This is a genomic window from Fructobacillus sp. ESL1117, assembly GCF_058508565.1.
Window position 1 is genome coordinate 137844 of record NZ_CP196385.1, and the last position, 24522, is coordinate 162365.

Here is a 24522-nt window from a genome sequence, read left to right on the forward strand (position 1 = left end):
CTTGTAAAATTGATAGGTATTTTGTTATCTAAAAAACTTGTGTTGTTTAGATAACCATGAATGGAGTTTAATATTAATGGAAAAGAAACTTAGTTGGAAACAAGCGCTACTCTTGTTTTCATTGATTTTTGGAATGTTCTTTGGATCCGGGAACCTGATTTTCCCGGTTCACTTGGGACAAGTTGCAGGTGCGCAATGGGGCCCGGCTACGGTTGGCTTTTTGCTGAGTGCGGTTCTCTTGCCGCTGTTAGCTTTGGTTGCTTTAGCCGTTACTCGGTCTGAATCCGTTTTTGATTTGATTCGACCATTAGGACACAGACCAGCCACAATTTTCTTGGTTGCCTTACAGCTTTGCCTGGGACCAATCATCGTGGCGCCGCGAACGGCAACGGTTGCTTATTCGTTTTCCTTTGCTAATTGGCTGCCAAAGGGTCAGCAACAAATTGGTCTGATTGTCTTTACCTTGATTTACTTTATCCTCGTTTATTGGTCATCAACTCAGTCAACGAAGCTATTGGATATTATTGGCCGTTACTTAAACCCAATTTTCTTGGTTATGTTAGCATTTATCTTTATTTTGGCCATTATCGCACCAATGGGTTCCACCCACCAAATGGTGACGACGGCCTACCAAGGCAATGCGATTGCACCGGCCTTTATTGAGGGTTACAACACGGTTGATGCGATGGCAGCGCTGATTTTTGGGGTGACGATTGTGCACTCTATTCAAAAATTAGGTTACAAAAAGCCTGGTGAAATCACGAAGGTCATCATTAAGACTGGCACCTTATCGATGGTTGTTTTGGCTGTGGTTTATATTGGGTTGATATTGCTGGGAACCACTTCCTTAGCCCATATGCCGATTTCTAGTAACGGTGCCGTTGCTTTGACCAATGTGATGCTGTATTATTTTGGTCGCTTTGGTCAAATCTTTATCGCTGTGATGGGAACTTTGGCTGTTTTTACCACTGCCATGGGTCTGACAGCATCCTTTGCACACGATTTAAACCGCGTTTGGCCGAAGGTCTCTTATAAGGGATGGTTGGCTTTTGCCTCACTCTTGGCCTTTATTGTCGCAACATTAGGTCTCGACAAGATTATTGTTTGGGCTGTGCCCATCTTGATGTTCCTCTACCCCATTGCGATTGTGCTGATTCTACTGAGCCTGCTGTCACCATGGCTTGGTCAAGGCCGCTTTCTTTACGGTTGGGCACTGGGCTTGACGTTGATTGCGGCTGTGTTTGACGGCTTGTCAAACGCACCTTTTGCTAAGGACCTCGGCGGACTAGTTTCCTATAATGTTGGGACAACGACTCACGTCGGTTGGTACCAGGCCCATATTTTTGGTGCTGGTGCCGGCTTTGGTTGGATTGGCTTTGCCTTCTTTGGTATTGTGCTTGGCCTGGTTTGTCAAAAGTTTTTTGAAACAAAAACAAAGTCATAAAAAAAGGAGTGAAAACGATTTCGTTTTCACTCCTTTTTTGTGCATTGGAATAATTGTCCAGTAAAAAAGCCTACCACTGGGATAGACTTTGTCATGATTTATTCAGTTTCTTCGTTGATAATTCGGTATGCCAACGATTCTGACATCACTAAGTCAGTTAAAAAGCCACCACGAAGGGCACCAAGGGCTGCTTTTGATTTCGCCTTAGAACGGACCACACCAATTCGCTTTGGTGTTGCAAGGATAGAATTCATATCCAAACCAACGACTTTGTCGGAACCAACGTTTAAGATATTGCCATTGATGTCGTATGGACGACCGTAAATCATGCCCGCAACTTCGCCTAACTTAACGTTGGGGAAGAGACGGTTGATGTTTTGGTTCCAAATGGCGATGGATTCAAGCGAAGCAATTGTGCCCATGCCAGTCAAAACTGTATCCATTTGTTTGGCCAAGTCGATGGTCTGTTTGATTGAAACGGCTTCATACAGACCATCGCGGACAGCATCATCGGCTAAATAGAGTGGAGCAGGGAGCGTTAAGAATTCACCGGCAACCTTTTTGGCAGCCCGTTCGACGATGCGTACGGAACCGGCCGTGGAATTGTACTTCATGTTTTCCCCGACGAATTGGGTAAACTTAATCTGATCTAAGGGATTGGACGTGATGGCATCAATCAGTGAGTACATCGTGTCACCCCAAGTCATACCGACGATATGGGGACCATTTTCCAAGTGTTTGACCACTAGATTGGCTGCGTAGTTTGAAATCAGGTCTTCAGTGGCACTGGTCGTGGTGTCATCTTGAATGATGTAGCAATTTGTGTTTGGAAATTTTTCCTTAAAAACTTGCTCTAACTGTGAATTACGGTTAGCAGAGGTGGCAATTTCAATCTTCACAACACCGGTTTTCACGGCTTCTGTCAGGTACTTGTTAATGAGGTACCGGGAAACGTCGTACTTGGTCGAAATTTCACCAAAGGACAACTTGTTTAAATAGTAGTCTTCAGAAATTTGCGCCAGTAAATTTGGATCCGTTGCGGACATATTGTCATCCTTTTCCTTCTATTATTGATTTTCTTTAATTTAATCCGTGATTTTTGGCTTAAACAAGAAATCATTAAATTGATTCTACTACAAAATTCAAGATATTTACAATTAAAGTGTCAAATATTTTAAAAGTAAGATAAGTTCAAAGATGGCAAAAAACTTAAAAAATTGAAAAAAGATTAATTATACATTTTATTTGTAAAAATATTAAATGTTTTTCTTTACAATCGACAATGCACAATTTAAAATGAATTTAGGATTTAATTCAAGTCTTCAAAAACAGAGGAGGCCAATATGGTAGATATGAATGAAGTCTTTGCACTTCATGAGCACCACCAAGGAGCCCTGACGATTCAAGGGACCTTTTCCATTAAGAATGCGACTGATTTAGCCAAGGCTTACACGCCAGGGGTGGCAGCTTTAGCCAAACAAATTGAGCGTCATCCGGCGGACCAAAAGAAGTACACCATTTCGGGTAAATTAGTACCGGTCATTACCGATGGATCGGCCGTTTTGGGGCTGGGAAATATTGGCCCTGGGGCTGGGTTACCAATTGTTGAGGGGAAGGCACTGATTTATAAAGAGTTTGCTGGTGTTGATGCGATACCGCTAGCTTTGAACCAGGTGTCAACCGAAGAATTTGTGGCAACAATTAAGGCAATGGCACCATCCTTTGCAGGCATTCATTTGGAAGACATTGCTGCACCGCGTGTTTTTGAAATTGAGCAACAACTACAAAAGGCTTTGGATATTCCTGTTTACCATGATGACCAGACTGGCACGGCCATTGTTGTGCTGGCGGCTTTGATTAACGCTGCTAAGGTCGTGGGCAAGCCCTTGACAGAATTGAAAATAGTGATCAATGGTGTCGGTGCTGCCGGGGTTGCGACTGCCAAACTCTTATTAGCTGCGGGAATAAAAAAGCAAACGCTCGTTGACATTCATGGCGTCATTCGAGCAGATAATTCAGTTTATAACCGTTTTCAACGCGATTTAGCAAAGCAAGTTGAGCAAGTCCAGGGGGAAAGTTTAGATGATGTTATCGACCAACAAGACGTCTTTATTGGTCTGTCAGATGAACATCTTTTGTCGACTAACCAAGTTCGCCGGATGGCCGACAAGGCCATTATTTTGGCGCTAGCCAATCCGGTACCTGAAATTTTACCAGAGGAAGCCAAGACGGGTGGTGCTGCTGTGGTTGCGACTGGGTCTTCTCAGTGGGCTAACCAGGTGAACAATATTTTGACCTTTCCAGGTCTGTTTAAGGGCCTCTTGGCGACTGATTTAAAATCAGTTTCAATCGCACTGCAGCTCCATGTTGCGACTGCCTTGGCTAACTTGGTCGAACAGCCAAGGGCGGAAAAAATTGTGCCCGCTGTCTTTGATGCTGGTGTGGTTGCAGCAGTTGAAAAGGCGGTCTTGGTTTTTGCCAAACAGGAACATTAAAGTAGCAAGCTCAGGGAAAAAGGTGGGGCGACAATCGTGGAAAATATTCAACAAATTTATTTGACTAATCCAGCGACGAAAAAAGCTTGGCAACAGTTTTTGACCAGTCAAGGCCTTGATAACTTTTCCAACCAAGAATTGGCTGGACTCGATCAAACCTTTGCAATCTATGATGACCAAGAACAAATGGTTGGAACTGGCTCGATTGCTGGGCAGACGCTAAAATATTTGGCCGTTTCGACGGCTGGTGCCTCCAAGGGAGCTCGGTTTAATCGCTTGGTTTCAATGTTAGAAACGACTTTAGCGCAAGAAGGAATCTTTCATTTATTTGTTTTCACCAAAGTGGAATATGAACAAAGCTTTGTCCATGTTGGCTTTACGACTTTGGCGAAGACGAATACGGGTCTGATTTTAGAAAAGGGCTTACCCAATGTCGCTAGTTTTCGGGCAGCACTACCTAAAAAACCAGCCTCAGCAATGCGGGTAGCAGCGGTTGTTTTGAATGCCAATCCGTTTACCAAGGGACACCGGTACTTGATCGAAAAAGCGGCGCAGCAGAATGACTTCGTGTATGTTTTTGTGGTTGAGGAAGACCAATCATTGTTCACGACTGAAGAACGATTGGGCTTAGTTCAAGAAGGGACGAGCGATTTAACTAATATTGTGGTGGCAACCGGTGGCCCCTACATGGTCTCCAGTCTATCTTTTCCGGCTTATTTTCTAAAAGACGATAGTCAGCGGGTTTTTTATCAAACTCGGCTCGATGCCACTTTGTTTAAAGAACAAATTGCCAAACCACTGGCCATCACAAGCCGTTATGTTGGCACGGAACCGTTATCGCAAACAACGGGTCAATATAACCAGGCGTTAGAAGAAGTCTTGCCGCCAGAAGTTCAACTTGTGCTGGTGCCTAGAATGCTGGAACCAGCAGGTAGTCAGCAAGTCATTAGTGCCCGAACAGTAAGAAGGGCGATTGCAGCTGGACGGGTTCAGGAGGTAGTTGATATGTTACCAGCGTCGAGTGTCTCTTTTATCGAAAATCACCTTACCGACTTACAAGCAAGAATCAAGAAAGGACAAAAAATCGATGGAAATTAAGAAAACTGCCTTAGCAGGAACGCTCGAATCTTCTGATGTTCAAATCGTGGTCAGTCAAGGCACGAATGGCCTGGAATTTGACTTGGTTTCAGCTGTCGCCAAGCAATTTGGAGATCAAATTCAAGCAACAATTGAAGCAGTGTTTGCTGCCTATGATATTCAAAATGCTGTCATTAAGGTCGTTGACCAGGGGGCTTTAGATCCTGTTATTAAAGCGCGGGCGATTACTGTTTGTCAACGGGCTTTGAACCAAGTTGACCAGCCACAGTGGGAGGTGCTCTAATGGTTACAAGTGAGCGTTTACGAAGAACCATGATGTTCGTTCCTGGTAATAATCCGGGATTAATCAAGGATGCCGGAATCTTTGGGGCGGACTCGATTATGTTTGATTTGGAGGACGCGGTTTCACTGCCTGAAAAAGATGCTGCCCGTTACCTAGTTTATGAGGCATTATCCCGTTTTGATTACGGTGATGCTGAACGAGTTGTCCGCATCAACGGTTTGGATACCCCCTTTTATCAAAACGACATTAAAGCGATGGTCAAGGCCGGCATTGACGTGATTCGTCTGCCAAAAACGGAATCGGCTGAGATGGTCCAAGAACTTGAAAACTTGGTAGCGGCGGCAGAACAGGAATTTGGCAAAGAAGTTGGCTCGACGAACTTGATGGCCGCAATTGAATCGGCCAAGGGGGTTGTCAATGCCAATGAAATTGCTGCTGCTTCTGATCGAATGATTGGGATTGCACTGTCTGCCGAAGATTATACGACTGATATGAAGACCCACCGCTATCCGGATGGTCAAGAATTATTGTACGCCCGCAATGTTATTTTGCATGCCGCTCGAGCAGCAGGGATTGCAGCTTTTGATACAGTCTTTACGAACTTAGATGATGAGGAAGGCTTTATCCGGGAAACCAAGCTGATTCATCAGCTTGGTTTTGATGGCAAATCAGTGATTAATCCGCGGCAGATTCCTTTAGTGAACCAAGTTTATCAACCAAGTCAAAAGGAAATTGCTAACGCACAAAATGTGATTATGGCCATTAAGGCTGCCCGACAAAAGGGATCGGGTGTGATCGCCATTAACGGTCAGATGGTTGACCGACCGGTTGCGTTACGGGCAAAACGAGTAATGGCGTTGGCGCAGGCAAACCACCTTGTTGATCAGGAGGGAAATAACATTGAAGAATAAAGTTCAGCGTGAAATTCCAGATGAAATTTTGAACCAATACCATGATGGTGGTTTTGAATCAGTTGACTTTGGTCATCCAACAATTCAAAGGGTGGCACCAAAGGTGCAAGCACAGACTGGCCCTAGTAAGGTTGTTGATTCAATTCACCAGGTTGTCCATGATACTGTTCATGATGGCATGACAATTTCTTTTCATCACCATTTTCGTGAAGGTGACTTTGTCTTTAACATGGTGATGCGCGAAATTATTGATGCCGGTTATCAAAATCTTTCGTTAGCCCCTTCATCATTGACGAATGTGATGAATGATATTGTGGTGGAAGCAATCGAGAAGGGTGTGGTCACCAATATTACTTCTTCTGGGATGCGGGGGACCTTGGGGAATGCCATTTCCCACGGCGCCCTTAAAAATCCTGTGATTTTCCGCTCACATGGAAACCGAGCACGGGCAATTGAGTCCGGTGACATTCAAATCGACGTTGCCTTTTTAGGTGTGCCGAATGCTGATGAAATGGGGAATGCCAATGGAATGGATGGGGAAACTGCCTTTGGTTCTTTGGGTTATGCCCTGATGGATGCCCGTTATGCCAATAAATTAGTTTTGATCACAGATGATTTAAAGCCTTATCCCAATACCCCGGCCTCCATTCAGCAAACGCAGGTTGATTATGTGGTCAAGGTGGACAAGGTTGGTGACCCCGATAAGATTGGTTCTGGGGCTACCCGCTTTACCAAGGACCCAAAGGAACTGCAAATTGCTAAAATGGTGAACGAAGTTATCACACACTCACCATATTTCCAAGATGGTTTTTCTTTTCAGACTGGTTCTGGTGGAGCGGCGCTGGCCGTGACCCGTTTTTTGCGTCAGTCAATGCTTGAAAAGCAAATTAAGGCATCCTTTGCTCTGGGTGGCATTACCAAGCCAACGGTTGACCTCTTGCAAGAGGGCCTAGTTGCTAAAGTTATGGACGTTCAAGACTTTGACAAGGGGGCTGCTTTCTCGATGCGAGAGAGCCCTAATCAGCAGGAAATCGATGCATCATGGTATGCTGACCCGGCTAACAAGGGCGCCATGGTTGATAGGTTGGATGTGGCTATCCTTTCAGCCTTGGAAATCGATACTGATTTTAACGTGAACGTGATGTCAGGCTCCGATGGCGTCATCCGCGGAGCAATCGGTGGCCATCAGGATGCGGCAACGGCTAAGTTGACGATTATCTCCGCTCCCTTGGTCCGCGGTCGGATTGCCACGGTCGTTCCAGCGGTCACTACGGTGATTACACCGGGTGATTCAATTGATGTTTTGGTGACTGAAATTGGCGTTGCGATTAATCCAAAACGTCAGGATTTAAAGGACGCTCTGGCAAAGGTGCCGGGTCTGCCAATCTATTCAATTGAAGAGCTGCAACAACGCGCGGAGAAATTGGTTGGTCGACCTAAGCCACTGGCCTTCAAAGACCGGGTGGTAGCCTTGGCTGAATATCGTGATGGCACTTTAATTGATGTTATTAAGGAAGTGCAAGATTAACAGTTAGATTCGAGGGCTGGGAAACCGGCCCTCTTTTCTATTGCAGTCGGTGCTTGTTGTTTTTGTTAGAATAGACAATAGAAATCAGTTTGGAAGGAAAGAAGATGCTTGAATTGTTTGCCGATGGTCAGGCAGTTACCTTAGACCAAGTTTTAACTAATCGCGAGTGGCGGTCAGCCGTACAGCAACAATTGGCGATTGATTTTCCTGACCAGGTTGTTTTGGCGGTGAAGCTAAATATCGCCGGCCCAATTAAAAATAGTCCAAAGATTCAGCAAGTTTTTATGGCTGGCTGGCAGGTCATTCAGCGGGCTTGCGCGGATGCTGCCATTAAAAAAGTTTATGTGGATGAACAGCGCATAACCGGTCCCGAGGCCTTTTTGGTTCTAGACGGCCAGCTAAAAAAATGGAAGCAGAAGTTGGTGCACTTCGAGGACAACTTTGCTCTTGGCCGTTTGTTTGATTGTGATGTTATGACTGATTCGGCGGAAAGCTACCAATTTTCACGCCGAGACCTTGGTTTATCTCCTCGGCCTTGTCTGGTTTGTGATGACGATGCCAAGGTCTGCGCTAAAAAAGGGCGTCACTCGCTTGCTGCTGTTCAGGCTGCTAGCAATCAGTTGTATAGAAATTATTTTGTGACTGATTTAATCTTGCCAAAATGGTCGCAAGATTTTGTGGCGGATGCAGCGCTTGCTGCTTGTCTGCAAGAAGTTGTTTTAGCACCAAAGCCAGGTTTGGTTGACCCGCTTTCAGCTGGGGCCCATCACGACATGACGGTGATGACCTTTGTTGATTCAGCCGTAGCACTAAGGCCATACTTTGAGCGGGCTTTTCAATTGGGACAAGACTGTAGTCAGGCGGAGGCAATCGATTTGTTAAAGCTCCTGCGCCCAGCAGGTGTTGAAGCCGAACAGGCCATGTATCTGGCCACAAACGGGGTGAATACGCATAAGGGTGCGATTTTTACGTTGGGGATTCTCATTGCCGCTTATGGCTTGGCAATTCAAGGTAAAGAAGCAACGACCTTGCACAAGGTCTTACATTTTGTTCGAAAAATCAGCGCCAATATCTTAGAAAATGACCTGGTTAGCCCGAACCCCAGTGACCGGCAAGCAGAAACAGCTGGCTCCTACCAATACCGGACTTACCAGTTAACAGGAGTTCGGGGTGAGGTTGCTGCCGGCCTGAAAGCGTTAGCACAGGTTGGTCTGCCGACATTACGGGACCGGCCGGGCTCCATGACAAATCGCCTTTTGGATACGCTAATGGCACTGGCGGGGGCAATACAGGATTCGACGCTGATTAAACGTGCCAAGACGAAAGCAATTGTTCAACAAATGCAAGACTGGGTCGATGAATTTTTCACCCTGGGTGGTGCTGAGACAGCAGCCGGTCAAAAATACTTAACGACGTTGAATCAAACGATGATTGAACAAAATTTGAGCATTGGTGGGGCGGCAGATTATCTGATTTTAACTATTTTTATTGGTCGCTTATCGGGATTGTTGTCATCATAAGCAAAAGAAAAGAGGAATGTGGGAAAATGGCTTTTTTTACAACGAGTGATGGTGTTCAAATTAATTACACTGATCGAGCGGGGGTTGGTCCCGTTGCAGTTTTACTGTCGGGATTTTCAGGCATTCAAGCCGAATGGTCTTATCAAATTCCAGGATTAACAGCGCGTGGTTACCGGGTCGTGACCATGGACTGGCGGTCACACGGGCAATCGGAACGAACAACGAAAAACTTGCGTGTTTCTCGCCTAGCGGCTGATCTACAGGAACTCTTTGAATTATTAAAAATTGATCAAGTGACTTTGGTTGGCCACTCGATGGGTGGATCGGTTATTTGGGCCTATCTGTCGCTATTTGGACAAGAAAAGTTGAAACAGTTGGTTATTGTTGATGAAAGCCCCAAGCTGCTCAACGAAGGAAACTGGACGGCCGGCATCCGCAATCTGACTTGGTCGACTTTTGGAACAGTGTCTAAAACCTTTATTAAACAACACTTGACCGCTGTGCCGGTTGCGCCAGAATTTAAAGCTTTGTTGAAAGAAGATAAGCTGAAAAATCCTTTCGATTTTGATTTGGCCTATCCTTTGATGAAAAACCACTTGCTGGAAGATTGGCGCCAGGACCTAGCTGATTGTACGTTGAAAACACTTTTTGTTGCTGGTGGGGCTTCGCCTTTATGTAAAATCGGTTATTACCATGATTTCGAAAAGCTATTGAACCATCAGTCTTATTTAAAAATTATCCAAAAAGCAGGTCATTTGCCTCATTTAGAAATTCCTGAAGAATTTAATCAAGTATTTTTTGAATTTATTGATTAAATTTATAAAATTATGATAAAATACCTCTAGATACGATAACAGATGCCATTGTTGCAGGAGAATGTAGATGAAGAAAGATAGACAACCGTTTGGTGCTATCAGCTTCTTTTCGAATTTCGAAGCCAAGCTGAAAATCGTTGGTTTAGGGGGAACAGCATTCTTTTTGATGACCCTTTTATTATTTGTGGTTCTTTGGATGGATGTCTTACCCGATAATATGGGCGGGGCACTGTTCACTCTGGTTATTTTCGGTGGCGCCCTGTACTACCTTGGTAGTCATTTGCCAATTTTTAAGTCCTATTTGGGTGGTGGATCGGTTTTTGCCACTGTGGGCGCAGCTATTATCGCTGGCTTGGGTTTGGTACCGAATAGCGCGATTGGCACAGTGCACAACTTTATTTCGACCTCCAATTTTTTGGAATTTTATATTGTGTCGCTGATTATTTCGGCTATCTTAAAAATGGACCGACAACTATTATTAAAATCAGCGGTACGGTTTTTACCAGTTGCCTTCTTGGCAATGGTCGTTAATTTCTTCGTCGTTGGCCTGGTGGGGCAGTTATTAGGGTTAGGATTCGTGCATACGTCGCTCTATATTTCCTTCCCGGTCATGGCCGGTGGTGTGGGAGCTGGCATTGTGCCGCTATCGACCATTTATGGTTCTGCGCTGGGAATACCAGCCGGTCCCATCTTATCGCAGCTTTTCCCAGTCCTCGTGTTATCGAATTTGCTGGCTATTATCGGTGCCGGTCTCTTAGTTAAAAATACCGAGCAATCTACTTGGAATGGTCATGGCGATCTATTAAAGACACCGGGTGAGATGCGATCTACCGAGACGCTGACCAATAAAATTGAATTTAACCGACTATTGGTGGGGATGATGGTGGCCATGGCTTTCTATTTAATTGGTTTGATGCTCCACCATTTGCTGCCCAGCGTCAACGCCTTTGCCTTTCTGATTTTGGTGGCAATTGCTGCTAAGGCTAGTAACTTGGTACCAACTTACTATGAACAGTCTGCAGTCCTCTTTGGTCAACTAATTGTGCAGACACTGACCAAGGCATTATTGGCTGGTGTTGGATTGGCCTTACTTGATTTGTCCGCCTTACTAAAGACGGTGACTTGGCAATTGGCCATCTGTGTGATTGTTTCAGTCGTAACGATTGCATTAGCAGGGGGCTACCTAGGTAAAATCTTTGGTCTCTACCCAGTTGAGTCGGCTGTAACTGCTGGTTTGGTTAACAATTCAATGGGCGGAACCGGTAATGTTGCAGTTCTTTCGGCCGCTAACCGGATGAATTTGATTGCGTTTGCACAGATGGGAAATCGAATTGGTGGTGCCATCGTTTTGGTCATTGCTGGGTTTTTTATTACGGTTTTTGCTTAATAATTTAAAATAAATCTAATCAAATCTAATCAAATCTTATGTTTGCTTTTTTTGTGAAAAAAACATACATTTTTTATTTAAATCTGAATTAAAGAGTGGTATTATTAAAAAGTTGCTTTGCTAAAGGAGATTATAATGTCTGAAGAATCACAGGCGTCGCAAGGCACCGGAATCTTTTCAAAAATCGAAAGCAAGTTTCAAGTAGCGGGTATTGGCGGTGTTGCCTTTATCCTGATGGCTATTTTGTTGGTAGCCGTCTTGAGCCTACGTTTGTTGCCAAATAACATTGCTGGCGCGATGTTTTCCTTAGTTATGCTTGGTGGTGTTTTCTTCTATGTTGGAAACAACCTACCAATCATGCGCTCATACCTTGGTGGAGGGTCAGCCTTCGCCGTTGTTGCCGGTTCGATCTTAGCCGGTACAGGGATTGTGCCTAAGGAAGCCGTAACAAGTATTCATACCTTTGTCTCTGATGTCAACTTCTTGGAGTTCTATATCGTGGCTTTGATTACCTCAGCCATTTTGAAGATGGACCGTAAGTTGTTGTTGAAATCAGCTGTGCGTTTCTTACCAGTAGCCTTTGGGGCAATGATTATTTCATTCTTTGTGGTTAGCTTTGTTGGGCAATTGCTCGGTCTTGGCTTTAATCACACAGCGTTGTACGTTGCCTTCCCAATGATGGCCGGTGGAATTGGAGCCGGGATTGTGCCACTGTCAAACATTTATGGGTCAGCCCTTCATGTTTCAGCCGGTACAATCTTGAACCAATTGTTCCCAGCCGTTGTTCTGGCAAACTTGATGGCCATTATCGGTTCGTCATTGTTGGTTAAGTTTACCGCCAAGTCAAAGATGAATGGTCAAGGTCAATTGTTGAAAACAGCAGGTGACATGGCCGCCGACAAGAAAAATGATGCCCCAGCCCTCAACTACTCACAAATGTTAGTTGGAATGATGGTGGCGTTGTCATTTTACATGGTTGGTACTTTGTTACACGCTTTGGTACCAAGTATTAACGCTTTCGCATTTTTGATCTTAGCAGTTATTGTCGCCAAGGCTTTGAACTTAGTTCCTAAGTTTTACGAAGAATCAGCCGTGATGTTTGGAAATCTGATCGTTTCGACAACAACACAAGCTTTGTTGGCTGGTATCGGATTAGCTTTGGTGGATATGAACAAGTTGCTGGCCACTTTGTCATGGCAGTTGGTTGTTTGTGCTTTAGTTTCAGTCGTAACGATTGGAATTGCGGGTGGTCTTTTGGGTAAGCTCTTTGGCTTGTACCCAGTTGAATCAGCAGTTTCAGCCGGTATGATTAACAACTCAATGGGTGGAACCGGAAACGTTGCTGTGTTGTCAGCTTCTGACCGGATGGGCTTGATTGCCTTCGCCCAAATGGGTAACCGAATCGGTGGCGCTATCATCTTGATCTTAGGTGGCCTCTTGATTACGGTTTTGCATTAATTTGCAAAATTGCTTTGTTAACCGTCCTCACATTATGTGAAGATGGTTTTTTTGTTGTGATCAGACCGGAGTGTATGGTAAAGAGGCCCTGCTGAGTCACGACCAATCAGCAGGGGGATGGTCGGAAGGTATGGTGCTAGCGGCAACTGCTAGTAGTTTCTGGACACTTTTTTGTCCTCTTAATCAAAGGAGCAGTCTGGTTATTTTAGGCACTGGAGCGCTCAATGTTAAAAAACAAATTTTAAAAAAGGCCTGCCTAATGCTTTTCAAGCTGTTAAGCAAATTCAAATGGTCGATCAACAATATATCGTTCGGGGGTTAGCAGGACTGCTGGTACCGTTTTTTATTCCGGATAGTGATCGATTAGTGAAACAAAAGCTTGTATTATATGGCCAACCACTTTAACACACAAAGACTGGTTAATTTATTTTGGCGAAAAATGTTGATAGCTATAACCCGATCATGCTCTCGTGTGGCTTGGCAAGTAAGAAAGCTTTTGGCTGTCAACACTAATGGTACGAGAAAATCAATGCTGATTTAATCCAGTGAATCCTGTGTCACAGCTAGGAAGATCGGGGGCTAAACTGGTCTTTTTTTGAACAAAAAACTTTGACAAATACTCGAAATCTTCCTATAATAGTAGACAACATTGTATTGGGTAGAAGTGCGGACTGGCGTAGTTGCCAGTTTGAAGGAGGCTTATGGCAGAACGGATTCCACAAAGTGTAATCGATGAAGTTCGGTCGCAAACCAACATCGTCGATGTCATTCAAAATTATACCCAGTTAGTGAAGCGCGGTCGCGAATGGAACGGGTCTTGCCCATTTCACGAGGATCGGCGCCCTTCACTCTTTGTTGATGATAAAAAGCAGGTTTTTCATTGTTTCTCCTGTGGACGCTCGGGAACCGTTTTTTCTTTTTTAATGGAAAAAGATGGTTATAGCTATCCGGAAGCTGTCCTATCCTTGGCGAAGGATCTTAACTTATCTGGTTTAGATAAGTACCAGGGTCAGCCGTCGGCGCGACAAGAACAGTTTGCCGCGATTTTCGATTTATATCAAAACGCCGAGCGATTGTATACGCATATTCTGTTAAATACAACAGCGGGTGAACAGGCTTTGGCTTACCTGCATGATGACCGTCAGCTCGATGATGAGACGATCAAACGGTATGGGTTGGGTTTTGTCCCAGCGAACAATGTGTTATTGGCTTATGCCAAGGAACATAATTTGGCTGATAAGCTCCTCTTAGAAAGTCAATTATTTATTGATCAGGATGGTGAAATCAGCCGCGACCGCTTTAATAATCGAATTGTTTGGCCAATTAAGGATGTTAGAGGTCAGGTTCGGGGCTTTTCGGGCCGGTCACTCGATCCGAATAACCCAGCTAAGTATATGAACTCACCAGAGTCGCCCTTTTTTAATAAGGGAGACTTGCTGTATAATTTTGATCAAGCCAAACCGGCTATTCGATCTGGTCAACCGGCCATGATTTTTGAAGGATTTATGGATGTGATTTCGGCCGCTCTGGCAGGGGCAACTGGTGCCGTTGCCACAATGGGAACGGCGTTAACCGAGCACCATGTGACTGATTTAAGTAAAATCACGGATAAAATTCTCTTGGTCTATGATGGTGATGCGGCTGGCCAAAAGGCAGCTAAACGTTCGATACCGTTAATTCGTCAAGTTGCCCCTCAAGTTGAAATTGGGGTTGTTTCTTTACCGGATGGCCGTGACCCTGATGAGGTCCGGCGTGACCAGGGGTTAGAGGTCTTAAAGCAAGATCTTGGCCACAGCGTTTTGACACCGACTGAATTTTTGATTCAAGCAGCTAAAAATGGTAAAAACCTGGAAAATCAGTCTCAGTATCTCGATTTCTTAAAGGAGACATGGCCGATTTTGGCTGCAGCAAGTCCGGTTGAACAGGATTATTTTTTACGGCAGTTCAGTGAAGAATATGGGTCTGACCTTGCGGCACTCCGGCAAGAGTTCCAGGAGTTTATTGCTCATCGACCGATACAGGCTGTTCAACAGGCGCCATCAAAGAAGCAGTGGCCAAAGCCTGAAACTGATCAGAATAGCTGGGCGGATGCTGCATGGCAACCGGATTATTCGGATGGCTTTGAATCGTTAGCTGCTCTTGGCGCACCAACCAGCAAAACAGCTTCTGCTGATGATTTAGCTGGGCATTTAAATGCTGGGTTAACCCGGACGGAGCGGGCAGAGCAGGGACTCTTAATGGCAATGATTAAGTCACCAGTGGCCATGAATGTGGTCAAGGGGTTGCCTGATTTTGCCTTTGTCCATCCAGAATATCAACTGTTAATGATGCTGTATGAAGCATATATGAAACAGGGGCAGCAAAGTTTTGATTTAGCCAGCTTTTTAGACTTTGTTCAAAAGCCTGATTTAAACCAAAAAATGATGGCAATCGATCGAGAATTTGGTACACTAGAAGTTCAACGGGATGCGGTTAATGACTATCTTCGTGTGATTATGAAAGAGGCTCCTTATGAAAGCCAAGTTGAGGCGTTAAATAAGAAGATTGCCTTAGCTAAAAATCAGCACGATGAAATGGCTCTGATTCAACTAGGGACAGAGCTTATTAACCTAAGAAGAAAGTATTCCCAGCAATAGGAGATATAATGGCAAAAATTTCAAGTTCAAGTAAAATTTCCGAAATTAAAGCTTACCTTGATGAGCAGCATATTGCTTACCATGGTCGAGCTCGTAAAGCGGAACTGTTGGCCTTAGCTGAAGGTAAGACGCCTGAAGAGGCGGCTGAAATTGCCAAGCAACCTGTTAAAAAGCCAGCCAAGAAGTCTGGCCCAATTAAGTCGGCTGCCTATGACAAGGCTGTTCGTGAATTATTGAAGGAATACAAGCCGGCTAAGCAAATTCAATACCGTGAATTGTCTGAAAAAATTGCGGAACCTTTCCACCTGGATACTGAAAACATCGAACGTTTGATGGAAAAGGTTGAAGATGCTGGTATTGCCATTGTTGATGAAAAAGGTGAGCCCGCACCAGAAGTTCTGCAAGCCAAGCAAAACAAGCCATCGAAAGATGAACTAGATAACGCTGAAGATACTTCTGGCATTAAAATTAATGACCCTGTCCGGATGTATTTGAAGGAAATCGGTCGTGTTAACCTTTTGCAAGGTGATGAAGAAATTGAATTGTCTAAGCGAATTGAAGCTGGGGATGAAGAAGCCAAGCAGGAATTAGCGGAAGCGAACTTGCGTTTGGTTGTTTCCATCGCTAAGCGTTACGTTGGCCGTGGTATGCAATTCTTGGACTTGATTCAAGAAGGGAACATGGGCTTGATGAAGGCTGTAGACAAGTTTGATTACACTAAGGGCTTTAAGTTTTCAACTTATGCTACCTGGTGGATTCGTCAGGCCATTACACGTGCCATTGCCGACCAGGCCCGGACAATCCGAGTCCCTGTTCACATGGTTGAGACGATTAATAAGTTAATCCGAATTCAGCGCCAATTGCTGCAAGATTTGGGGCGTGAACCACTCCCTGAAGAAATTGGAGCTGAAATGGACTTGACAGCTGACAAGATTCGCGAAATCTTGAAGATTGCTCAAGAGCCTGTTTCATTGGAAACACCAATTGGTGAAGAGGATGACTCCCACTTGGGTGACTTCATTGAGGATAATGAAGCCGTTTCGCCAGCAGATTCTGCTGCTTATGAGATGCTTCGTGACCAATTGGAGTCTGTTTTGGATACGCTAACTGACCGTGAAGAAAACGTCTTGCGTTTGCGCTTCGGTTTGGAAGACGGACGGACACGGACTTTGGAAGAAGTCGGGCGAGTCTTCGGGGTTACCCGCGAACGTATCCGTCAGATTGAGGCCAAGGCGTTGCGTAAGTTGCGCCACCCATCACGGTCAAAGCACTTAAAGGATTTTATGGACGAAAACTAGGACTTTATTTACCCATCAATCCGTTAGAATATTTTTGATAAGATTCGGTATTTTACCGAATCTTTTTCATGTCAAGCGCCAGCTAACCGGCTGGCAAATTGGCACTAATCAAACAATTAGCGGTTCATCAACCATCCCGCTTGAACAAAACTAGGAGTACAATATGAACGAATTTAACCAAAAATCAACTTCCAAAGCGTTAAGCCTCACACTAACTGCCGTTGTGGCTGCCCTTTATGCGGCAATCACAATGCTAGTCGCCCCCATCGGCTTTGGTCCTGTCCAATTACGTTTATCCGAAGGGCTGAACCATTTAGCAGCTTGGAATAAACGCTATGTTGTTGCCCTTGGCTTAGGGGTTTTGATTGCCAATCTGGTTTCACCTTTGGGCTGGATTGATTGGGTCTTTGGAACATTGGGGACAGTGATTATGACCGGGTTGACTTACTTGCTAACTCGTCAGGTACAAAAGCCATTGGTCAAAATTATTATCTCAACGATTGTTGTTTTGACGATTGGAATGGGGATTTTGGCGGCAGAATTTACGTTTGCCTTTGCCATTCACGCACACGGGGCCTTCGCTCCGGATCACTCATCAGCTTCATTACTGACTAACTGGCTTTCTTACTATGTTTCATTAGTTCCGGGCGAGTTAGTTTCCTTGGTTGTTGGTGGAATTGTCATCTACGCCTTGTCAAAGGTCGTTAATTTAAAGAAATAATGATTGAACAAAATTATCACAATCAAAAAGTATTCCTAACCGGTGCCGCTTCTGGCATCGGTTTTTGCCAAATGAAGACCTATTTAGCTGCTGGTGCCGAAGTTGTGGCGGTCGATGTGCAAGAAATTGATTATGAGTCAGACCGGTTAACCAAAATTCAGGCGGATTTAGGCCAGAAAGAGGAACTGGACGCTTTGGTAAATCAGCTTTCAGCGCGGGTAGAAGCCTTTGATATCTTCTTGAATACGGCCGGCGTCTTGGATGGCTTTCAACCACTGCTAAATCAAGACCAAGCAACCATTGATCAAGTTCTTTCAATTAACCTGCAGCCGGCCATTGCTCTAACACAAGCTGTTTTACCAAAGATGATTCGTCAAGGGCATGGTATCTTGGTTTATATGGCATCCATCGCCGGTCTGCAGGCTGGTGGCGGCGGGGCTGCTTACACCATGGCAAAACATGCCCTGATTGGTTTAACGAAGCAGGTGGCCTTTGATTATGCCAAAGACGGCATCAGGGCGAATGCCATTGCTCCAGGTGCGATTAAAACTGCGATGAATGCAGCTGATTTTGCCGGTGAGGGAAAGATGGCACAAGAGGTCGCCAAACAGACGCCAGCACAGCGCTGGGCAGACCCTCAGGAAGTCGCTGATTTGACCCTATACCTAACCAGCCCACAAGCGAGTTATATGAATGGCACGGTTGTGACGCTCGATGGCGGTTGGACACTCGGTCATTAAATAATGGATGTTTTTTAATAAAAAATCCTTTGAATTGATGTTGATGATATGACATCAGGATCAGAAACGAGTGAAGGTGTGACTGTCCTGTTCAAAGTGGGGGGTGTTGATGGTGGGCCAACTGTTGATGCACATTCTTGAAAAAGGAACAGCCAGGTATCCGTTACGGAAATTATCATGATACTATTCCCCTTGGAATGCTGATTTTAAAGTGATTATTACGGTAATTGATCGAATCCAAAACATTGGTAGTCAAAAAATTAGCCAGTTACCGTTTTACAGTTTTGTGAGGGAAATGATTATTGAAGCAGCCACTTCTTTGGTAATGATGATCATAGCTGAATTGGATTGAAAAGACTTCATCTGCGCAGAATGTAGTCAGAATTACTGACTTCGGTTTGAAACTGGAGGTGGTTTTGATTTACACTAAGGGTAGTTACAAAAGTAAAAAAAAAGAGGGGATTTGTTCAATGGAAAAGTCAATTTTGCAAGAAACAACGAAGCTCGCTAACGGTGTTGAAATGCCGGTTTTTGGTCTCGGTGTTTGGAAGTCTTCTAATAAGGAGGCCGCCGATTCCGTCCAGGTAGCAATTAAAAATGGTTACCGGCTGATTGATACAGCTAAGCAGTACGGTAACCAAGCAGGTGTTGGTTATGGGATTCAACAGGCCTTGAAGGACAACCGTTTGAATCGTAAGGACTTGTTTATTACCACCAAGGTCTTTAACGGTGACCAAGGCTATGAAAGTACTTTGAAAGTCTTTGAAGAGCAATTGAAGCAATTGCGTTTAACTTACTTGGACCTATTGTTGATTCACTGGCCGGTTGATGGCAAGTATGTCGACACTTGGCACGCTGTTGAAAAGCTTTACCGTGAAGGCAAAGTTCGTGCCATTGGAATTTCAAACTTTAACGAAGAAAAAATTCAGGAATTGTTGGAAGCCGGTACCGTGATGCCACAAGTCAACCAAATGGAATTTAACCCATTGGTTCAAGAAGAATCACTCTTCACCTATATGAACGGAATCGGGATGGCAATGGAAGCCTGGGGACCATTGGGTGGAGGTGAAGCACTCGCAAACCCAGTTGTCGAAAAGATTGCGCAAGCCCATGCCAAATCAGTTGCTCAGGTGATTTTACGTTTTGACTACCAAATGGGGGCCATCACGATTCCAAAGTCTGCCCACGAAGAGCGGATTATTGCTAATAGTCAAATTGATGACTTTGCTTTGTCACCTGATGAAATGGCTGAAATTAAGGCATTGAACCAAGAAAAGCACAGTATCTGGTACCAAAACTTTGCTTGGCATAAGGGTAGTGAAGCAACTGGCGTAAAGGACGAAGTTTCTCACTGGGACGATGTTGAAGAATATCTGAATAAGCCCGTTCAATAAGCATAACGGCTGAAGGGGGTTCAATGGAAGTTTTAAAGTATCTGGAGGCCTTGCAATATGAATCAGCCGATACTGTGATGGGATCGATTATGAGTGCAGCTAATTTCCCAGCGTTGGCTGGAATTGAAGATGCCTGTGATGTGCAATATAGCACGACCAACCAGCATGATTTACAACAGATTGCTCGTTATCAACCAATGTTTTATAACGTGGCCGAACATCGCTTGGTTAATCAAGCAGATGTTTTGCGCTTGCTAGATTTGCTCACACAAAAGCAATAACTGAGTTGCTCTGCCATTATTGGTGGGGCTTTTTTGTTCGAATTGTACCAGTGATGGGCTATCTGGGTCCAGTGCAAGAATAAAATTAAAACTAACGAGAAAAACTACCAGGGTTATCTAAACGGCCCGTTTGAACAGTTTTCGCTATTCTCAAATTTTAGCCGATTTAGCAATTAAGATTAGTTAGGTAGCCTGTTCATAACAGATAATGAAATTAAAAAGAAGTTAGTCGAAAAATATTGCGGCTAACTTCTTTTTTACTTGAAAATAGGATGTTTGGCTTTGTTAAAGCTGGTCAGAGAAATTTTGTAGGTCTGCTCGATACAGCCGTGGAACTTGACTGAGATCAGCAACAGTCTTGGCGCCCAAGAGGGTCATTAGTTCTGGTAAGGCCTGTTGCCAGTTCGTGATTTCTTTTTGTAAGGCTGAGGGGCTCTCCGTCATTAAGACTTGCAGGAAGTGACCGGCAGATGAGGTTGTTTTTGCTCCTAAAATCAGGGCGGTGACAACATCGTTAATGGTCTGTATTCCACCTGTGGCAATTAACGGTGAATTAATCGCTGCCTTTTGCCCCGCCAAGAGTGATTCAACCGTGCTGAGCCCGAAGGGACTCAGATCTAAAGTGTTCTCATTTTGCCGGTCACGGCGTTGCTCGATTTGGGCAAAATTCGTTCCATTAGCACCACCGACGTTAATGGCCGCTGGTTTGAGGGCTGAGAGCTGTTTCAGGAGGTCTGGGCCCATGCCAAAACCAACTTCCTTGATGATGACGGGTACGGACGATTTAGCAATCACGGTAGCCAAATTATCGATCCAGTAAAAGCGTCGGTCACCTTCCGCCATGGCCAATTCTTGGCCTAAATTGACATGGAGCTCGATGGCATTGGCATCAATCATGTCTATCGCCGCTTGGACGTTTTGAATGGGGTGGTCAGCGCCGAGGTTGGCAATTAAAAAGCCTTCGGGATGATTTTGCCGAACAACCCGGTAGGATTCAACTTGACTGCTATCCTTTAAGGCCACGGATTGGGAACCGACTGCCATCGCTAAGCCCGTTTTTTGGGCAACGGTGGCTAAATCAGCATTAACCTTGGTACTAGCAGAAGATCCGCCAGTCATGGCCTCAATATAAAAGGGCCAGGTAAAGTCTGCGCCGAGGATCTGAGTGGTTGTTTGAACGTCAGCGACCGCGCTGTTTTTCAGGGGTCCTGGAACCCAACGGACAGCGTCAAAGCCAGGTCCGATTACTGGGTTTTCCTGGTCTCGCCAAAACTTGGTTGCAAGCGACAGGTGTTCGTTTTTACGGTTTGAATGAGTAGTGGCCATCTTAAAAATCTTTCACAGTAACACGGAATCTTGCCAGAGTGCTGGTAAGAGAAGGTGGAGGGTGGTTCCTTGGCTAGCTTGTTGAAAACCATGTCCTTGAGTTTCATTCTCAAAGATGACAAAGCCATTGTCGCCATAGCCGGCACCAGAGACCTTACCGGCGAGGCTCCTTTGTCCTAAGAGCGTTAAAAATTGACGAAGGGCAGGGGTCAGGTAGCCGGTTGGCAAGGCCTTTTTCAAGAGGTCCTGATTGTTCTTGAGCCCTTGTAGCAAACCATGGTAATCGTGGTTTTCAATCGCGAGGGCTGCCTGAGTCACAGCTTCTTTTGATTGACGGGCAAAGTCAGTCTGCCAAAAGCCCTTGGCGAGCGCTTTTTTTGTTGAAGCGGGTTGGAAAGTGGCAACGATGCCAATTTGCCAATTTTGGGGCCAAGGAAGCGGCTTAATAGCGAGCTTCGACCAGTCGAGCTTGGAAAAATCAGCTAGGGTGAGGGTCGTTGCTTCCACTTGCTTCAGCCAGTCAGGAGCCTGATAGAAAATCACACCGGTAAAAGTAGCCGATGCTAAATCGCCAAGGGAACCTGAACCTTGAATAAAGTAGTGGGCGAAGGCTGCTTGGCGGAAAACTGCTTGTAGGCTGTCTTCTTGATTAAAGTAAGCGACCAAGCCCTTGATGATTGCGACCGAAACGGCAGCAGATGAACCCAAACCAAGCTTATTGTGGTCAACCGCCATTTGCGAGGAAATGGTCAACGATAAACCAGGTTGCTCGGTGAGTTTAAGGTCTAGGTGCTCTTGGTAGAAAAGGACCAAAGCCGCCTTGACAAAGGACCAAGCCCCCAAAAATGAGCTATTTGTTTCCTTTGTCAGTTCAGCTAAGGCAGCCCAGGTCAAAACGAGTGGTTCTGGCAGGGCGTCCGATTGAACAACCAAGGAACCCGGCATGAGGCGGTCGGTTTCTGCGACATGAATGGTTAAACCACGGTCAATAGCAGCCAAAAGAGCCGGTTGACCGGGTTCGGTGACAGCATATTCGCCGGCTAAAAAAAGTTTGCCGGGAATTTTGACGGTGGTTGTTTTCATAGTGGACGTCCTCTAGTCTTCAAAGCTAATGCCCGGACCCGGTGTTGCGATTTGGAGGCGCAACTTGCGGAATTTTTCTTGAAGCTTGTCTTTGATGGTTTCAGCCTGATTTTGGTTGGTAATGATCTTAACGTTTGGTCCGGCATCAATCGTGGCATAGGCCACGAAGCCTTCAGCCCGGAGTGCCTTAACGAAGTCCAAAACATCGAGAGTCATTTGGTTAAAGTAAGTGAAGCGCCGGTCAGTCGCCGTAATATTTAACTCATGCATGGCTAAGGCGTTTTCTTCGGCTAGTTCGCCAATTTTGTGCAAATCCTGATTGGCAATGGCTTCCTGCATGGCCGTAAATTGGACATGTGATTGTTCAACCCATTCTGAGTACTTGGGTGAAGTCATCGCCCGCAGCATGCCGTCAGAAGAAGAAACTTTTTTGACAGTTCCGGCGATTTCACAAACCACCAGGGCAATTGGTAAATCAGTTGCCGGTAATGCCTCGGCAAAAGAAGACTGGTTATCATGTCCTTCGTGCCAGACGGCAAAACCAGGGAAAAATGACCGGGTTGCTGAGCCAGACCCACGGCGCGCCAGGCGAGATAGGTCAGTTAAGGACAAATCCCAGTTTTGGTAACGAGCGACGGCGGCTGTCAAGGCTGCAAAGGATGAAGCCGAAGAGGCGAGACCCGCAGCTGTCGGAACAGTATTCTTGGAAACAACCGTGAGGGGACCAAAGTCCTCAATTTCCTCACGTAAAAAGTCGAGAAAGTTGTGGATCCGAGTTGGGTCCTGCATCATGTTGTTAATCAACAACGTATCTTCTTTACCGGCCGTAACCATGGTCTCAGTGTAAAATTCATCCAGGGTTAATGACAATGATGAGGTGGTTGGTAGGTTGAGTATCTTATCTTTTTTGCCCCAGTATTTGATGAGAGCAATATTGGTGTGCGCTTTGGCAGTAGTTGTTTTATCGGTCACAGTGCTTTCCTTGGTAAAATTTAAATTTATTAGTGGTTTATCAGTAGTTAAAAAACGGTCCGTGCTTATTTGTTTTGAAAAAACGCAGTTGAGCAAGGAGGGACCTTAATCTGATTTTTAATGGGCTGCTGACAGCGGTTGAATCCAAGTTTCCTTGGCACCAGCCCGCTTGAGAGCGGTCGCAATTTTTTGTGCATGGTCGTTATTTTTTGCCAGAGCAAACATGGCCCCACCAATGCCAGACCCGGTTAATTTGGCACCCAGTGCGTCTGCCGCTAGTGCGGCATTGACGAGGGTATCGAGCTTGGGGTGTGAAACTTGAAGGGTTTGTAGGTCCTTGTGGGCGTCGGTAAAGAGCTGGCCCAAAGTTTTGGGATCGTTATTGGCCAAAGCTTCTTTGACCAAGAAAGCTAGCTGTCCGAGATGGTTAATGGCTCCCCAGGTTGGTTCATAATTTTTCTTGAGCTGGTCCTTAACGATATTAACGGCTCGAACAGTTTGACCACGAACGCCAGTGTCTGCAAGGACAAGGGTTGCTTCCAAATTTGTCTGGAAGGAATCGATTTGTTGCTGATGAAACCAGACGGGCTCAACGGCCGAGACTGTGGCCGCATCAATGCCGGAAGGTGAACCGTGGGAAATACTTTCAGCTAAATTCGTATAAAAATTCAGTTGGTCCTGGCTCAAGCCTTGCCCGGTCCAATCAAAGAAGGCCCGGGTAATGGCAGTTGCCAGGGCGGCTGAAGCACCAAAGCCCCGCTCTTGGGGGATGAGTGATTGCACCTCTAATAAGAAGGGCTGGTCAGGTTCGACGAGGTTGGCCAGTAAGGCAACTATTAACTGGCGTAAGCCTTCTAAATCAGCACCAAGGTTGGCAATGTCAAAGGCTTGGTCACCTAAAATAACCGTTTGGCCGCTAGCAATCGCTTGCACACTGGCGGTCACTTCGAGATTTAACAGGGGGATGGCAACGGCCGGTTGTTGGTAAACAACGGCATGGTCGCCGATGAGAATGGCTTTGGCGTGTGAGTGGCCAAAGCCGGCATGATTTTTTTCCATATAAAAGACTCCAATTACTGCTAATATTGTACCGCACTGGGCTAAGTAGTGTAAAATAACTACTAGAGCAAAA

The 24522-nt window shown here is 45.3% G+C and carries 21 protein-coding genes; 16 read left to right on the plus strand and 5 right to left on the minus strand.

All coding sequences use genetic code 11. The annotated features are described in order from the left end of the window. Positions 1 to 76: 76 nt before the first annotated feature. Positions 77 to 1444, plus strand: coding sequence for a branched-chain amino acid transport system II carrier protein (gene brnQ / locus ACSYSH_RS00705; protein ID WP_491702623.1), 1368 nt, complete (start codon positions 77 to 79; stop codon positions 1442 to 1444). Between the two features lie 98 nt (positions 1445 to 1542). On the opposite strand, the gene ACSYSH_RS00710 is transcribed toward brnQ, so the two are convergent. Next, positions 1543 to 2490 carry a sugar-binding transcriptional regulator gene (locus tag ACSYSH_RS00710; protein ID WP_252774109.1) on the minus strand — a complete coding sequence of 316 codons (948 nt, stop codon included), beginning with the start codon at positions 2488 to 2490 and terminating at the stop codon, positions 1543 to 1545. Positions 2491 to 2787: 297 nt separating this feature from the next. On the opposite strand from ACSYSH_RS00710, the gene ACSYSH_RS00715 reads away from it, so the two are divergent. From ACSYSH_RS00715 to ACSYSH_RS00785, 15 genes are all read left to right on the plus strand, one after another. Further along, positions 2788 to 3939 carry an NAD(P)-dependent malic enzyme gene (locus ACSYSH_RS00715; RefSeq protein WP_491702622.1) on the plus strand — a complete coding sequence of 384 codons (1152 nt, stop codon included), beginning with the start codon at positions 2788 to 2790 and terminating at the stop codon, positions 3937 to 3939. Between the two features lie 33 nt (positions 3940 to 3972). Further along, on the plus strand, positions 3973 to 5037 hold the full coding sequence (citC, locus tag ACSYSH_RS00720; protein ID WP_491702637.1) for a [citrate (pro-3S)-lyase] ligase: 1065 nt from the start codon (positions 3973 to 3975) through the stop codon (positions 5035 to 5037). Beyond that, complete coding sequence (gene citD, locus ACSYSH_RS00725; protein ID WP_252774107.1) at positions 5027 to 5320, plus strand: citrate lyase acyl carrier protein; 294 nt, start codon at positions 5027 to 5029, stop codon at positions 5318 to 5320. Before citC ends, citD begins: the two co-directional genes overlap by 11 nt. Then, positions 5320 to 6231 carry a citrate (pro-3S)-lyase subunit beta gene (gene citE, locus ACSYSH_RS00730; protein ID WP_491702621.1) on the plus strand — a complete coding sequence of 304 codons (912 nt, stop codon included), beginning with the start codon at positions 5320 to 5322 and terminating at the stop codon, positions 6229 to 6231. The genes citD and citE overlap by 1 nt, the downstream gene beginning before the upstream one ends. Continuing rightward, positions 6221 to 7759 (plus strand): citrate lyase subunit alpha, encoded by a 1539-nt coding sequence (citF, locus tag ACSYSH_RS00735; RefSeq protein WP_491702620.1) that lies wholly within the window; start codon positions 6221 to 6223, stop codon positions 7757 to 7759. The genes citE and citF overlap by 11 nt, the downstream gene beginning before the upstream one ends. Before the next feature lie 104 nt (positions 7760 to 7863). Beyond that, entirely contained in the window at positions 7864 to 9279 is a 1416-nt protein-coding gene (gene citG, locus ACSYSH_RS00740; RefSeq protein ID WP_491702619.1) for a triphosphoribosyl-dephospho-CoA synthase CitG, read from the plus strand. A gap of 26 nt (positions 9280 to 9305) precedes the next feature. Then, complete coding sequence (locus ACSYSH_RS00745) at positions 9306 to 10094, plus strand: alpha/beta fold hydrolase (RefSeq protein WP_489816412.1); 789 nt, start codon at positions 9306 to 9308, stop codon at positions 10092 to 10094. 67 nt (positions 10095 to 10161) lie between these two features. After that, complete coding sequence (locus tag ACSYSH_RS00750; RefSeq protein WP_489816413.1) at positions 10162 to 11481, plus strand: 2-hydroxycarboxylate transporter family protein; 1320 nt, start codon at positions 10162 to 10164, stop codon at positions 11479 to 11481. 135 nt (positions 11482 to 11616) lie between these two features. After that, positions 11617 to 12939 (plus strand): 2-hydroxycarboxylate transporter family protein, encoded by a 1323-nt coding sequence (locus tag ACSYSH_RS00755; protein WP_489816414.1) that lies wholly within the window; start codon positions 11617 to 11619, stop codon positions 12937 to 12939. Between the two features lie 701 nt (positions 12940 to 13640). Then, a complete protein-coding gene (gene dnaG, locus ACSYSH_RS00760) occupies positions 13641 to 15575 on the plus strand; it encodes a DNA primase (protein ID WP_491702618.1) in 1935 nt (644 codons plus the stop codon). 8 nt (positions 15576 to 15583) lie between these two features. Beyond that, positions 15584 to 16873, plus strand: coding sequence for an RNA polymerase sigma factor RpoD (gene rpoD / locus ACSYSH_RS00765; RefSeq protein WP_181014002.1), 1290 nt, complete (start codon positions 15584 to 15586; stop codon positions 16871 to 16873). Between the two features lie 163 nt (positions 16874 to 17036). After that, a complete protein-coding gene (locus ACSYSH_RS00770; protein WP_491702617.1) occupies positions 17037 to 17594 on the plus strand; it encodes a QueT transporter family protein in 558 nt (185 codons plus the stop codon). Continuing rightward, positions 17594 to 18334 carry a 3-oxoacyl-ACP reductase gene (locus ACSYSH_RS00775; protein WP_489816417.1) on the plus strand — a complete coding sequence of 247 codons (741 nt, stop codon included), beginning with the start codon at positions 17594 to 17596 and terminating at the stop codon, positions 18332 to 18334. Before ACSYSH_RS00770 ends, ACSYSH_RS00775 begins: the two co-directional genes overlap by 1 nt. Positions 18335 to 18804: 470 nt before the next feature. Next, positions 18805 to 19728 (plus strand): aldo/keto reductase, encoded by a 924-nt coding sequence (locus ACSYSH_RS00780; RefSeq protein WP_491702616.1) that lies wholly within the window; start codon positions 18805 to 18807, stop codon positions 19726 to 19728. 23 nt (positions 19729 to 19751) lie between these two features. Continuing rightward, positions 19752 to 20009, plus strand: coding sequence for a hypothetical protein (locus ACSYSH_RS00785; protein ID WP_491702615.1), 258 nt, complete (start codon positions 19752 to 19754; stop codon positions 20007 to 20009). Between the two features lie 285 nt (positions 20010 to 20294). On the opposite strand, the gene fni is transcribed toward ACSYSH_RS00785, so the two are convergent. The 4 genes from fni to mvk all read right to left on the minus strand — a co-directional run bounded on the left by fni (position 20295) and on the right by mvk (position 24449). Further along, positions 20295 to 21335, minus strand: coding sequence for a type 2 isopentenyl-diphosphate Delta-isomerase (gene fni, locus ACSYSH_RS00790; protein WP_491702614.1), 1041 nt, complete (start codon positions 21333 to 21335; stop codon positions 20295 to 20297). Between the two features lie 12 nt (positions 21336 to 21347). Next, complete coding sequence (locus ACSYSH_RS00795) at positions 21348 to 22418, minus strand: phosphomevalonate kinase (protein WP_491702613.1); 1071 nt, start codon at positions 22416 to 22418, stop codon at positions 21348 to 21350. A 12-nt stretch (positions 22419 to 22430) separates the two neighbouring features. Next, positions 22431 to 23390 carry a diphosphomevalonate decarboxylase gene (gene mvaD, locus ACSYSH_RS00800; RefSeq protein ID WP_491702612.1) on the minus strand — a complete coding sequence of 320 codons (960 nt, stop codon included), beginning with the start codon at positions 23388 to 23390 and terminating at the stop codon, positions 22431 to 22433. Between the two features lie 117 nt (positions 23391 to 23507). Next, entirely contained in the window at positions 23508 to 24449 is a 942-nt protein-coding gene (gene mvk, locus ACSYSH_RS00805) for a mevalonate kinase (protein ID WP_252774092.1), read from the minus strand. Positions 24450 to 24522 lie beyond the last annotated feature (73 nt).